The sequence below is a fragment of the Mycobacterium sp. genome (assembly GCF_040509115.1).
Classification (GTDB): domain Bacteria; phylum Actinomycetota; class Actinomycetes; order Mycobacteriales; family Mycobacteriaceae; genus Mycobacterium.
Genome location: NZ_JBEVLO010000473.1, coordinates 1 through 12,846 on the forward strand (window position 1 = coordinate 1; position 12,846 = coordinate 12,846).

Genomic DNA, 12,846 nt, shown 5'->3' on the forward strand with positions numbered 1-12,846 from the left:
AACCATTCAGAGGACGCGAGGATGTCGAACCCGCTGAGTCGCGATGCGCGAGTCAGCCTCTGGTTCAGCGTGTTTCGATGGACGAACAGTTCCCGTGACGTGGTGGTTCGACTTCGATAGTGGAGAAAGGCCGCAAGAGTGTCCAGTAGCTCGGTGCCCTTGACGCGGTCATACTCCGCGATGCGCGCAATGGCCGTGGCATAACGGTCCCGCACCGAACCCGCACCCGAAACCCGGCTGAGCAGCAGGTGGTGCCCGACGTCATCCAACGTGAACACCCCGTTGGGGTTCGCGAGTGAGCTGCCGATCGCCATGGCCTCCCGCGCCTCGGCCAGCGCAGCGCCGAAATCGTCGACAGCCGAAACCGGGCGAGACAACCCGAAGGTCAACGCGGTGCCCGTGGCGGAGCGCAGGCGGGCGGCGCACACGTTGAGCAACGGCATGCGGAGAGCGTCGATGGAGTCGGCCTCGCCACCCCAGGGCATGATGGCCACGGTCTGGTGGGCGGTCACCGCGTATTGCGTGTTCCTGGGTATCTCGGGCACGGCGGTGAGCAGCTCTTCGAGACTGGGACCCGGCGACACCGCCCTGACCTTCACGCCGGGAACCGGTTGCGCGGCAATGCTGCCCACCACGAAGACATACCCGTTGGCGCTGTCGAGCCCCAGCGAGCACGCCCGCCGCCGCAGTTCCTCGGCGCTCGCACGCCCCGACGAGACCTCCCGCAGAAACCAGTTGAGCCCATTGCGCTCCGACAGCTCCTCCGACAGCACCGCGAGCTTCAGAGCGGCAGCGGCGTGATTGGCGATCGCCGCCACCGTTGCCACGTCATCGGTGGTGAACCGTGTCCGCTTCAGCCGGTAACAGGCCAGCACCCCCAGCTCGTCAGAGCCGACTCGCACGGCGGCCGACGTCACCGCCTGGGCCACCCCGTTCAGCGCGTGAGTCACCTGTTCACCAGCGTCGCGCCAGTTCGTCCTACCGTGCCGGATGTCCTGGTCGATGGTGAGCAGATCCTGACGCACCTCGTCGATGCGCAACCGCCACGCAGGATCACCCGGCGACGCGACGGCCTTGATGTGCATGCGGTCGGCGCCCGACGGATCAGTGACCAGCGTGATGGCGATGTCCGACTGGGTGGAGCTGCGCGCCAGCTCGGTCGCGAACTCGAGGGTTCGTGCGATGGGGGCATCCGAGGCGACCATCGAAGCCAGTTCCGCCGTACCGTCGGTGATCCGAGAGAGGTGGCGGGTGGTTTCGAGGAGCCGCGCCGTCTCGAAGGTGCCCGCGACCAGTGCTGCAACTCGCTCGACGAACGGCACCTCGGACGGGTCGAAGCGATGCCCACTGGTAGCCCAGACGGTGACGCAGCCGAGGAGGTCATCGGCGCGCGACACGATGGGCACCGAGAAGATGGCGCCGTACTGTTCTTCACCGATCCCCGGATACGCCAGGAAGTGCGGGTCTTGCAACAGCTCGTCGGGAATCAAATAGCTCTGGCGTGACGCGGCCACCCAACCGGTGACGCCGAGGCCGTACGCGACCCGTAGTGTGCCCACCTGCCGCGCCGCCGGGCTTTCCGTTGCTCCGGTGAGCACCAGCTCATTGGTCTCGGCGTCGTAGATGTAGACATAGACGTCGCGGTTGTCGCGCCCCCCGGCGATGGCTTCGGCCACTCCCTGCAGCACCACGGACAGGTCATCCGAGGAACCGATCGCGCGCGCGACGTCCTGCACCGCCCGCAGTTCGAGGTCGACCAATGCCGTGTCCGTATCCGCCATGGCTAAGGGTAGGCCGACAATGCCGAATCGGGCAGCACGAGAGATGGGCATCGAGCTAGATTCGGTCGAAGTAGCGCCTCAGCTCCCAGTCACCGACGGCTTCGCGATGACGGTCGCGCTCCCAGATGCGCGTCGCGAGATAGTGATCGACGAACGTGTCGCCGAAGGCCTTGCGGGCCACGTGGCCGTTCTGCAGTTCGGTGATGGCTGCGGCGAGGGAGGCTGGCAAGCCGGTACCCGGCTTGTCGTATGCGTTGCCCACCACCGGCTCTGGCGGCTCGAGCTCATTCTCGATGCCGTGCAACGCGCTGGCGATACACGCCGACAACGCCAAGTAGGGATTAGCGTCTGCGCCAGGGAGCCTATTCTCCATTCGGCAGGACCGCTCGTCGTTGGCGATGACGCGCAGCGCAGCGGTTCGATTGTCTTCACCCCAGGCCGCCGACACCGGCGACCATGATCCGGGCACCCGACGCTTGTAGGAGTTCACCGTCGGACAGTAGAGAGCGGTGAACTCACGCATCGATTCCAGCTGCCCGGCCAGGATCTGCCGCATCACCGGCGACGGGCCGTCACCACCCCACATTGCGTTTCGGTTCGGCTCACCCGTACGCACCACGCTTTGGTGGATGTGGGCACTCGAGCCTGCTGAATCCGTCGCGACCTTCGCCATGAACGAGGCCAGCAGACCGTGTTGTTCCGCGATGCGGCGAACACCGTTCTTGTAGATCGCCACGCGATCGGCAGTCTTGAGGGCGTCTCCATGTTCGATGTTGATCTCGATCTGGCCTGCACCGTATTCGGTGTTGGAGGCCAGCACCGGGATGTCGCAGGCGCGCATGCCTTCGCGGATGGCGCCGATGACGTCCTCGAGGGCTGCAGCGCGTTGCAAGCTGAAGGTGGCAACTCCGGGGGTCGCGGGTACGAGATCGCGGTACCCCTTGGCCGCTGCCGATTGGGATGTCTCCCGGTACAGGTAGAACTCGAGTTCGTAACCGGCAGTGAAGCTGTAGCCGAGATCTGCCGCTCGCTGCACCTGACGCTTGAGGACGGTTCGCGGCGCGATCTCCACCGGGCTGCCGTCGGTGTTGGTGACGTCGCACAGCACGATCGCCTGGCCGGGGTCCCATGGGATCGGACGGATGGTCGACAAGTCGGGCTTGAGCACCACATCGGAGTAGCCGGTCTGCCATCCGGAAAAGCTCAGGCAATCCATCAGGGTGTCCTCGACGTCCCACCCGAACACGATGTTGGGCACCGTCGACCCGCGGTGGGCGATGGTGTCGAGGAAGAACTCGGCGGGAACGAACTTGCCTCGGAGCAAGCCGTCCATGTCGGGCATGCCGAATTGCACGGTCCGAATCTGGTGGCGGTCGAACAGAGCGCGAACGCGATCGACATCGAATTCCGGGGTGTGAGTGGGCTGATTCCCGTTCGCCAGCGTGGTACTGATGTCTGCGTTCGTCATTGGTGATTCCTCTTCTCGCGGCGACTTCAATCGCGTTCGTTGTGCGCGGACGTGGCGATACGCCGACAGCGACGTCGCTTGTCGGCATTGGCCGTTCGCCAAACGTATCCCCGGATCAGGCGGCACACAGCGTGCAAGTTGCCCACATTTTGATGGCATCCCTGGTCGCCGCGGACCGTGCGTCGTACGTTTCGACGGACGGTCGGCACCGCGCCACTCACCCCGATCGCACAGTCAACGGCGGAATCATGCACGCCGGCAAATGCGTCAACGGCGACGAAACGCAGCCACCGATCATCAGACCAGTAAGGAAGAAACATGAGCGTAACACCAGAGCGTGAGCGCGAAGAGCGCATGGAACTGGACGAGCACGAAGACCAGGACCAGCTCGAAGGTTTCGGCTACCAGGAGGTCCTGAGGCGCACCATGGGCCTGATGCGGGCCACCGCGGTGAACATCTCGACCTCCTCGGTGGCGACGGCAATCTTCACGCTGTTCGCATTCGGCATCACCACCGGCGGGACGTCACTGCTGGTGTGGACCTGGTTGATCGGGTTCGTCGTGATGCTTCTGATCACGTTGATGTTCGCCGAGCTGGGTGCAAGCATGCCACTCGCCGGCGCCCTCTATCAGTGGGCGAGCCGACTGGTCGGGCCCCGCACCGGCTACCTCACCGGATGGCTCTACGCCGCCTCGCAGATCGCTCTGGTGAGCGCGGTCGCCTACGGCATCTCACCGTTCGTGGCATCACTGTTCGATGTGGAACTGACTCCGCACCAACAACAATTGGCCGCGATCATCATCATCTTGGCATCCACGGCGCTGAACCTCGTGGGCGTGATGATCGCGTCGGCGGTCGCCACCATCGGCGCGGTGGCCGAGGTTGGTGGAATGCTGGTTCTGATCGTCGTCCTGCTGGTGGCCGGATTCGGGAATCAACCCGCAACCGTGCTCATCGAACCTCAGGGCCTACCGGCCGACACGGTGATGTTGACGGCGTTCCTGGCCGCCATGTTGTTCGGCTCGTGGGCGTGGACCGGGCTCGAAATGGCCACCGACATGGCCGAGGAAACCAAAGACGCCTCGAAAGTGATTCCCCGGGCTGGCATTTCGTCGATCGTGACGACCTTCGCCGTCGGCATGATCTTCCTGGTGGTCGCCGTCCTCGCCATCCCGGGCAGCGTCGAGGACGTGGTGGCCTCCGCCAACCCCCTCCAAGCGATCATCCAGGGCAACACCGGTGCGTTCTTCTACAAGGCAATTGCTGCCGTGGTGATCATCGCGGTGTTCGTCTGCGCCATGACGAACCAGGCGCTGACCGCCAGGATCCTGTTCTCACTCGCCCGCGATCGCCGGGTACCGTTTGCCGCCGGTCTGGCCAAAGTGCCTCCCCGCACTCAGGTTCCACATCTTTCCACGGTGCTGGTGGGCATCCTCTCCTCGGTGATCATCATCTTCATCGATGCACTGGCCGCGATCACCACGGCCTGCCTGACCGGGCTGTTCCTGTGCTACATCCTGGTCGTGTGGGCCCAGTTGATCCAGCGGCTGCGTGGGCAGTGGAGTCCCTCGGAATGGAGCCTGGGCAGATTCTCCTTGCCGGTCAACGTGCTGGCTGCGGTGCTGGGGACCATCCTCACGATCAACCTGGCCTGGCCACGCGGCGACGACGTTTGGTACAACCGCTTCTCTAGCGTCCTCTTCGTCGCCATTGTCCTCGTGGCATCTGGCATTTACTACGCGGTCGCGGGTGCCGACGGCCGCCGAGCGATCACCACCATCGAGCCGATCCGGCACTGAAGGAGACGACGTACATGCCCGTTTGGTCAGATCTGACACGCGATGAGGTTGGCGCAGTGGCTCGTTCGGGAGTCGTCGCAGTACTGCCCGTCGGCGCGGTAGAGCAACACGGCCCACACCTCGCCACCGGAACCGATGCCGTACTCGCCGAAAACGCGGCCAAGGCAGCCATCGAACGGACCGGCGACGTCGTGCTCCCTGCGCTCGCCTATGGCTGCTCGTTGGGCCACACGGAACGCTGGCCCGGCACCCTGTCGCTGTCGGTGGCAACGTTGACCGCCGTCGTCACCGACATCGGCCGATGGGTGCACGCCTCCGGCTTCCACAAGCTGATCGTCGTCAACTCCCACGCCACCAACGGACCACCCTGCCAAAGCGCGCTCCTCACCCTGCGTTACGAAGTGCCCTCGCTGCGAACACGTTTCGTGTCGCTGTACGACATCACAGCGCAGGCCAACGCCGGATATCTCGCCGATGCGGACGACCCCCACGCCAACGACGCCGAGACGTCGATGCTGCTGCATCTCACCCCGGACCTGGTGCACCCCGACCGTGCGGTCGACGAAGCCGATCGCATGGTCGGGCGAGTGCTGACCTATCCGATGCCGGAGGTGACGCGCAGCGGCGTCGTGGGGAGGCCGAGCGAGGCGAATGCCGTGACCGGCAAGGCGCTCTTCGATGCCATCGTCGATGGCATCACCGATCTGCTCATCCGCGCCCGCGCGGAAACCGACCCCCTCCCCCACTGATTTCTTACCCGAAAGAGCGACTAGTGACTGCCGTACAAGAGTTCACCTTCGAGCTGAGTGACGAACAAGTGGAGGCCTTCCACGCCGACGGCTTCGTCATCATCCCGGAAATCATCGACCCCACGTTGGCGCGCAAGGCCCTCGAGAGGTTCGACCCGATGTTCTCCGGGCAGTTCGAGACGGGTCTCTATCCCGACGAATGGAACTGGAAGCCGCAACGCGACGACCCCAGCGTCACGCGACAGATCTGCAACGGGTGGAAGTCCGACCGCGAAATCGCCCGGATAGTGCTGCGGGCCGACATCGGCAGGGCGTGCGCCCGGTTGGGCAGCTGGCCTGGCACCCGCATCAGCCAGGACAATGTGTTGTGGAAGCCACCCGCCGGGCGTCCCCTCGGCTTCCACCAGGACTCCGCATACGACCGGTGGGCGATTCCGCAGATCTGGGTGAGCTGCTGGATCGCTCTGGACGACACCACGTCTGAAGGAGGCACCCTCGAGTTCGTGCGCGGCTCGCACCGCTGGCAGCAATGGGGAATGATCGAACAGTTCCACGCACCGGCGGATCCCGATTTGGATCTGAGGAATGCGGCGGCGGCCGAAGGTGCGGAGATCGAGAAGGTCCCCGTCGTGGTACCTGCCGGGGGCGGCGCCTTTCATGCCGGACGCACCTGGCACGGTTCGGGCATCAATCGAGCAGATGTTCCCCGACGGTCGCTAGTGGCGCACTGCACCACCTCCGAGGCCCGATTCAATCCGGACGACGTCGGCTACATCTACAGCCGGTACAAGAAGTTCGGCAGCGACGAGATGGACGAGTCCTTCTTCCCCATCACCTGGCGCGAAGACGGCTATCGCTCAGCGTTTCTCGAGAAGTATCTGACGGAGGAGATCGGCTGGGCCGGGTAGCTGGCGACGCCCATGCGCACACGGACCCCCCGAGCCGTGTCGGCCGGAGTGCTGGAGGGCTATCTGGAGGCATCTGCAGCCCGTGGTCGGCGCGCAGCCAAGAACGGCAGCGTCACCACCCAGATTCCCGCCCTCGCGAACGTGCCTGCGAGCAAGTTCGCGATGGCCGTGGCCACCACCGGTGGCACCGAAGTTCACACCGGCGACAGCGGCGAAGCCTTCTCCATCCAAAGCGTGTCGAAACTCTTCTCGCTGTGCGCCGCACTGCACTACGACCGCGATATCTGGGCCCACGTCGGTTGGGGATCGACCGACTCCGGCTACGGGTCGGTTGCCGAGCTCGAACGCGAGCGCGGACGGCCGCGGAATCCGTTCGTGAATCCAGGAGCACTGGTGGTCACCGACCGGCTGATGCAGCACACCGGTGACGCCGTAGACGCCACCATCGACCTCATCGAATCCGGCGCCCACACCGGAGCAATCGAATCAGACCTCGAGGTCGCGGCCTCGGAGACCATGACAGACCACCGCAACTCCGCGATCGCCCACGTACTCGCCGAGCACGGAATGCTAACGCACGGCATCGAACACGTCCTTACCCAGTACTTTCAGCAGTGCGCCATCACGGCTTCCGTACGAGCGCTCACACGCGCCGCGCTCTTCCTCGCCGATCGACACCCTCGCCGCGGCTGGCTTGATGCCCCGACGATTCGGCGGGTCAATGCCGTGTTGCTCACCTCGGGCATGTACAGCGCGGCAGGCGACATCGCCTATCGGATTGGGCTACCCGCCAAGAGCGGAATCGGCGGCGGGGTGCTGGCGATCATGCCAGGGCTGGGCACAGTCTGCGTCTGGAGCCCACCCCTCGACCGGGACGGCAACTCCGCCGGCGGAGTGGCAGCCATCGAGGAGTTCGCCCGCCTCGCAGGGTGGTCGGTGTTTTGATCGCCACTCGCCACCGACAGCGCCATCATCCTCGGGCCGATCGAAAGGACGTATCGTGTTCAAACCCCTTGTCTTGAAGGACTTTCTGGATCGCGCCGAAACGGTGTTCGCAGACCGTACCGCGGTCGTGGACGAACCGGATCAGCCCGCTGCGGCGCTGCCCGACGTGAGCTACCGCGAGTTGGGCACGCTAGTGCGGGCACAGGCGGCTCGACTCGACGATCTCCGCATTCCACCCGGCGGCCGGGTCGCCATGGTCACCCAGAACTCCGCGCGGTTGCTCCATTCGTTCTTTGGTGTCAGCGCCTACGGCCGCGTGCTAGTGCCGATCAACTTCCGGCTCACGTCCGCCGAAGTCGAGTACATCGTGCATCACTGTGACGCCGACGCCGTCTGGGTAGACCCCAGCCACCGCCACCTGCTCGACGGTCTGAAGGTGCCGCACCGATTCGTGCTCGGCGAGGACGACGATCTCTATCGGCACGGTACCGACCCGCAACCGTGGCTCGATGGCCGCGAAGACGCCATCGCCACCATCAATTACACCTCCGGCACCACCGCCAGGCCGAAAGGTGTTCGACTCACCCACCGCAGCCTGTGGTTGAACGCGTGTGTCCTGGCACTGCACGCGGGCGTCTCGGATCGCGACGTCTATCTTCATACGCTGCCGATGTTTCACGTCAACGGTTGGGGAATGCCCTACGCCCTCACGGGTTTGGGCGGTCAGCACATCATTCTTCGCCAGGTCAACGGTGCGGAGATTCTCCGGCGAATCGAGCGACACGGCGTCACCCTGCTTTGCGCCGCGCCTGCGGTGCTCAACGCCATCCTCGATGCTGCGCTCGATTGGCCGGGGCCGGTCCCCGGGTACGGACGGGTTAGGGTCATCGTCGCAGGCGCGCCGCCACCGTCACGCACGATCGCCCGCGTCCTCGACGAACTCGGCTGGGAGTTCCTCCAGCTCTACGGGCTGACGGAGACGTCCCCGCTGACCACACTCTCCCGACACCGCGCGGAATGGGATCACCTGGATAGCGCCGGACGGGCCCGCCTGCTGGGCCGGGCGGGGCCACCCGCGCTCGGTGTTCAGTTGGCGGTGGATTCCTCCGGCGAGGTGCTCACCTCGTCGAACCACACGCTGGCGGACTACCTGGACGACCCTGGGGCAACCAGCGAGGCGCTGGCCGGCGGCTGGTTTCACACCGGAGACGTCGGCTACCTCGATGACGATGGATATCTCGTGATCTCCGATCGTCGCAAGGACGTCATCATCAGTGGTGGTGAGAACGTGTCCTCGATCGAAGTCGAGGATGCACTCGTGTCCCACGCGGCGGTGCGTGAAGCTGCGGTGATTGGCATCCCGGACGACAAGTGGGGGGAACTGGTCACGGCCATCGTCGTCGCCGACGCCAACGCGGTCAGCGCTGGCGACCTCGACGCGCACTGCAGGCAGACACTCGCAGGATACAAGGTCCCGAAACGATTCGAGTTCGAGCCGGAGCTACCCCGCACCGCCACTGGCAAGCTTCAGAAATACAAACTACGGCAACGGTTTTCGCAGGAGCTCGACCGTCAAGTGACCTGAGGAGTCGGTGAACGGTCGATGATCCGCCCCATCGGTGTCCAGGTGGCCTGGCCACTTGGAGGACCGATCGCCCAGGTACGTATGCGGCCTACCCGGTCGTGGTTGTTGGGATCGGTAGCGACCCCACCGCCATGTACTTACCGGACCGGAGCCGCACAACGAACGCGGAGCCCCACCGAAAGGATTCACCAATGTCCACCTCCCACACCCTCAGGAAGACGATCGTCGGAACGCTGCTCACGGGCGGCGCCGCGCTGGCCGGATTGGGCTTGACCGCGGGCACGGCGAGTGCCGCCCCGAATACCGGTCCGGGCGTGACGATCGATTACTCGGACTTCGGCGTTCCCATCGTCGAGTGCAACCAGTGCCAGCGCACCCTTCCCGGCGACGGCTCCGTGCGGCTTCAGCCAGGACCGCAACTGGGCGACGGCTCGGTTCGCGTGGCCATCCCGTCGGTCGCTCGCTGATCCACTCGCAGAACGTGATTCGGCCCGCCAGCGGATCATCGGTGGCGGGCCGAAATCGACGCCATGGCGGACCACCTCGATCGAGGACACCCGCTCGTCGCTCAGTCGCAACAGAACTCGTCGCCCTCGACGTCCGGCACCTCCACGCGGGCTCTATTCTCGGTGCAGCCGAAGCGTCGTCGCCGCGGCTGCGTCTGCGATCATGTTTCCGGTCGAACCGCCGCCGTACTTGGCGCGGTAGGCGGCGTCCACGTCGTCCCGCAATGCCGAGGGCGCGGCGCCGACGTCCTCGATGCGCACGTCGACCTCTACACCGGGAACGCGTACGCGTGCTCGTCTCGTCTTCACGGCAAGGCCGAACCAGCCGCCATCCCTGCGGTACCACGTGCGGACGTACACGTCGCCGACGACGCGCACCACCCAGATCGGCGTCCACGGACGAAGTGATCCGTCGTCGCGGCGTACGGCAATGTCGAGCTCGCGGGTGCCATCGAGGAGAGCGAGCTGCTCGGGTGTCCAGCTCATGGTTCGGACCCTACAACTCCTCTCGCGCATCCCACGCAGTGGTCACGGCGAGGATAGTGTGCGCGACTAGGTCGGGATCGTCGAGCATCGGAACGTGACCGACATCGGGCAGGCTGCGAATCGTCGCCTGCGGAATCGTGGTCTTGCCGTACGCACCCGAAGGTAACAGCGTCTCCCGTTGTCCCCAGACAATCGTGATCGGGCACGGTATCGGATCGAGCCTTGCGATGACCGAGTCGGCGCCGGACATGTCCGCACAGAGGTCCTTCACGACGGTGCAGCCGATGCCGTCGTCATTGATTTCCAGCGCCCTGGTCGCTGAGATGCGGTCTCCGCGATAGGCGATGTCGCGGAAAATGAGTCGACGCAGGGTCGCGGACTTGTACACGACGGGCAACACCGGCCGTGATAGTCGACCCATCGTCACGCCCCTTTGCAATCTCCCGAACGCGCGCTTCTGATAGCCATCGCCGGAGGTCCAGAAGCCCACCGGCGAGAAGGCACACACGCTTGCGGCACGATGCCGCCGGGCCAATTCGATTGCCACGAATCCGCCAATGGAGTTCCCGGCGAGATGAGGTCGATCCAAACCGCACTCGTCCAGATATCGCTCGGCAGCATCGACCATGTGGGTCATCGTTACGGGATGCCGATCGACGGGGAGTCCGCCTCGGTGGCCGTCGGCCGTCGGTGCGTGCACCTGATGATGCTGCGACACCAGTGGAATCACCTCTCGCCACGCACCGGCCGACATCGCCAGACCGTGCAAGAGAACGAGTGGGGACGTGCTGCTGTCCATGTCGAAATTGGACAGCATCCGCCGACTGGGCGCCAGTCTCAGTTCTTGGTTCGTGCCGCGGCAACGCGGCGAACCGGTTCCCGCTGCTCGTCCGACCGCGTTCCGGTCAGACGTTGAACCGGAACTCCACCACGTCCCCGTCGGCCATCACGTAGTCCTTGCCCTCCATGCGCACCTTGCCCGCCGACTTGGCCGCGGCCATCGAACCCGCGGCGACCAGGTCGTCGTAGGACACGATCTCGGCCTTGATGAAGCCCTTCTCGAAGTCGGTGTGGATGACGCCCGCGGCCTTGGGGGCGGTGTCACCACGGTGGATCGTCCATGCCCGCGACTCCTTGGGCCCGGCCGTCAGGTAGGTCTGCAACTTGAGCGTGTGAAATCCCGCCCGTGCCAACGCATCCAGACCCTTTTCGGTCTGGCCGATCGATTCGAGGAGTTCAGCGGCCGACTCGTCGTCGAGCTCCTGGAGTTCGGCTTCGATCTTCGCGTCGAGGAACACCGCATCGGCGGGGGCCACCAGTTCGCGCAGTTCTGCCTTGCGGGCTTCGTCGGTGAGCACCGACTCATCTGCGTTGAAGACGTACAGGAACGGCTTGGTGGTCATCAGGTTCAGCTCGCGCAACAGCGTGTAGTCGGCCCCCGTGGAAGAAGATGAGGCGAATAGCGTCGTGCCACCGTCGAGCGTGGTCTGAGCCGCCAGCGCCGCTTCGTGAACCGCCTTGCGGTCCTTGTTGTTCCGCGCTTCCTTCTCCAAGCGCGGGACGGCCTTCTCCAGCGTCTGCAGATCGGCGAGGATCAACTCGGTCTCGATGACCTCGATGTCGGACTTGGGGTCGACCTTGCCGTCGACGTGCACCACGTCGTCGTCGGCGAACACCCGGACCACCTGACAGATCGCGTCGCACTCGCGAATGTTGGCGAGGAACTTGTTCCCGAGCCCGGCCCCCTCGGATGCGCCCTTGACGATGCCCGCGATGTCCACGAACGTCACCGGCGCGGGCACGGTCTTCTCCGACGAGAAGATGTCGGCGAGCTTGTCGAGCCGGGGATCGGGCAGCGCCACCACACCCTCGTTCGGCTCGATGGTGGCGAAGGGGTAGTTGGCAGCCAGCACGTCATTGCGCGTCAACGCGTTGAACAACGTTGACTTGCCGACGTTGGGTAATCCGACGATTCCGAGGTTGAGGCCCACGGATTAAACAGTCTAGGGGGCGGCGGGGGCGCGCCCGCGCGTGCTGGTGACCGCCAATCGACGATTGCCGGTACGGTCGACGTGTGTCAGGACTGCGCGGACGGTCGGCGGTGGCCGCCGACCATAGATCGGCGCTGCCTCATGTCCCCGGAATCCCCTGGTGGGGAGCCGCGATCGTGGCAGCGACTCTGACGGCGATCGGCATTGCGTTCGACGCGGGCGCCGGCGACAAGGCCCTCGGAGGCGTCTTCGCCGCGTGTTACGTGCTCGGCTGTCTGGCCGCCGTGCTCGCGGTTCAACAGTCGGGCATCTTCACCGCGGTCATCCAACCCCCGCTCATCCTGTTCGTCGCGGTGCCCTTCGCCTACTTCGTGTTTCACGGCAGCACCTTCACCGGCATCAAGGACACACTGATCAACTGCGGGTACCCGCTGATCGAGCGATTCCCACTGATGTTCTTCACCTCCGCGACGGTGCTCGTCATCGGCATGGTCCGCTGGTATTTGGGGGCAGCGGCACGCCGCCTCGTCGCCACTGACGCCGAGCCGACCACCGATGCTCCCGACGTGGCGGCAGCCGCCACCGCGCTGGCCGGCAAGTCACGTCGCAGCACCCGCAGCACCCGTA

Annotated in this window: 12 protein-coding genes; 7 read left to right on the forward strand and 5 right to left on the reverse strand. The window is 65.1% G+C overall.

Going from position 1 to position 12,846, the window contains the following annotated elements; translation table 11 throughout:
• Both ABW137_RS32285 and ABW137_RS32290 read right to left on the reverse strand, forming a co-directional pair.
• Positions 1–1,781, reverse strand: a 1,781-nt coding sequence (locus ABW137_RS32285; RefSeq protein ID WP_526406415.1) for a helix-turn-helix domain-containing protein, incomplete at its 3' end; no start/stop codon positions are given.
• 55 nt (positions 1,782–1,836) lie between these two features.
• Positions 1,837–3,249, reverse strand: a complete 1,413-nt coding sequence (locus ABW137_RS32290; protein WP_526406417.1) for a glutamine synthetase family protein — start codon at positions 3,247–3,249, stop codon at positions 1,837–1,839.
• 318 nt (positions 3,250–3,567) lie between these two features.
• Here ABW137_RS32290 and ABW137_RS32295 point away from each other — a divergent pair, with 318 nt between their 5' ends.
• From ABW137_RS32295 to ABW137_RS32320, 6 genes are all read left to right on the forward strand, one after another.
• Positions 3,568–5,049, forward strand: coding sequence for an amino acid permease (locus ABW137_RS32295; protein WP_526406419.1), 1,482 nt, complete (start codon positions 3,568–3,570; stop codon positions 5,047–5,049).
• Between the two features lie 14 nt (positions 5,050–5,063).
• Complete coding sequence (locus tag ABW137_RS32300; protein ID WP_526406421.1) at positions 5,064–5,798, forward strand: creatininase family protein; 735 nt, start codon at positions 5,064–5,066, stop codon at positions 5,796–5,798.
• 23 nt (positions 5,799–5,821) lie between these two features.
• A complete protein-coding gene (locus ABW137_RS32305) occupies positions 5,822–6,706 on the forward strand; it encodes a phytanoyl-CoA dioxygenase family protein (protein WP_526406423.1) in 885 nt (294 codons plus the stop codon).
• 12 nt (positions 6,707–6,718) lie between these two features.
• The gene (glsA, locus tag ABW137_RS32310; protein WP_526406425.1) at positions 6,719–7,651 is read left to right on the forward strand and encodes a glutaminase A; all 933 of its coding nucleotides are present in this window, start codon (positions 6,719–6,721) and stop codon (positions 7,649–7,651) included.
• Between the two features lie 55 nt (positions 7,652–7,706).
• Complete coding sequence (locus tag ABW137_RS32315; RefSeq protein WP_526406427.1) at positions 7,707–9,236, forward strand: AMP-binding protein; 1,530 nt, start codon at positions 7,707–7,709, stop codon at positions 9,234–9,236.
• 191 nt (positions 9,237–9,427) lie between these two features.
• Positions 9,428–9,703 (forward strand): hypothetical protein, encoded by a 276-nt coding sequence (locus tag ABW137_RS32320; protein ID WP_526406429.1) that lies wholly within the window; start codon positions 9,428–9,430, stop codon positions 9,701–9,703.
• A gap of 153 nt (positions 9,704–9,856) precedes the next feature.
• On the opposite strand, the gene ABW137_RS32325 is transcribed toward ABW137_RS32320, so the two are convergent.
• From ABW137_RS32325 to ychF, 3 genes are all read right to left on the reverse strand, one after another.
• The gene (locus ABW137_RS32325) at positions 9,857–10,228 is read right to left on the reverse strand and encodes a DUF2255 family protein (protein WP_526406431.1); all 372 of its coding nucleotides are present in this window, start codon (positions 10,226–10,228) and stop codon (positions 9,857–9,859) included.
• Between the two features lie 10 nt (positions 10,229–10,238).
• Positions 10,239–11,027 (reverse strand): alpha/beta fold hydrolase, encoded by a 789-nt coding sequence (locus tag ABW137_RS32330; RefSeq protein ID WP_526406433.1) that lies wholly within the window; start codon positions 11,025–11,027, stop codon positions 10,239–10,241.
• A gap of 106 nt (positions 11,028–11,133) precedes the next feature.
• Positions 11,134–12,219 carry a redox-regulated ATPase YchF gene (gene ychF / locus ABW137_RS32335; protein WP_526406434.1) on the reverse strand — a complete coding sequence of 362 codons (1,086 nt, stop codon included), beginning with the start codon at positions 12,217–12,219 and terminating at the stop codon, positions 11,134–11,136.
• An 83-nt stretch (positions 12,220–12,302) separates the two neighbouring features.
• Here ychF and ABW137_RS32340 point away from each other — a divergent pair.
• On the forward strand, positions 12,303–12,846 hold a 544-nt coding region (locus ABW137_RS32340; protein ID WP_526406436.1), incomplete at its 3' end, for a DUF6542 domain-containing protein.

Excerpts from the sequence above, each read along its gene's own strand:
- ABW137_RS32320 (WP_526406429.1), top strand. The coding sequence starts at position 9,428 with ATGTCCACCTCCCACACCCTCAGGAAGACGATCGTCGGAACGCTGCTC.
- ABW137_RS32290 (WP_526406417.1), bottom strand. The coding sequence starts at position 3,249 with ATGACGAACGCAGACATCAGTACCACGCTGGCGAACGGGAATCAGCCC.
- ABW137_RS32330 (WP_526406433.1), bottom strand. The coding sequence starts at position 11,027 with ATGGACAGCAGCACGTCCCCACTCGTTCTCTTGCACGGTCTGGCGATG.
- ABW137_RS32300 (WP_526406421.1), top strand. The coding sequence starts at position 5,064 with ATGCCCGTTTGGTCAGATCTGACACGCGATGAGGTTGGCGCAGTGGCT.
- ABW137_RS32325 (WP_526406431.1), bottom strand. The coding sequence starts at position 10,228 with ATGAGCTGGACACCCGAGCAGCTCGCTCTCCTCGATGGCACCCGCGAG.
- ABW137_RS32295 (WP_526406419.1), top strand. The coding sequence starts at position 3,568 with ATGAGCGTAACACCAGAGCGTGAGCGCGAAGAGCGCATGGAACTGGAC.
- glsA (WP_526406425.1), top strand. The coding sequence starts at position 6,719 with ATGCGCACACGGACCCCCCGAGCCGTGTCGGCCGGAGTGCTGGAGGGC.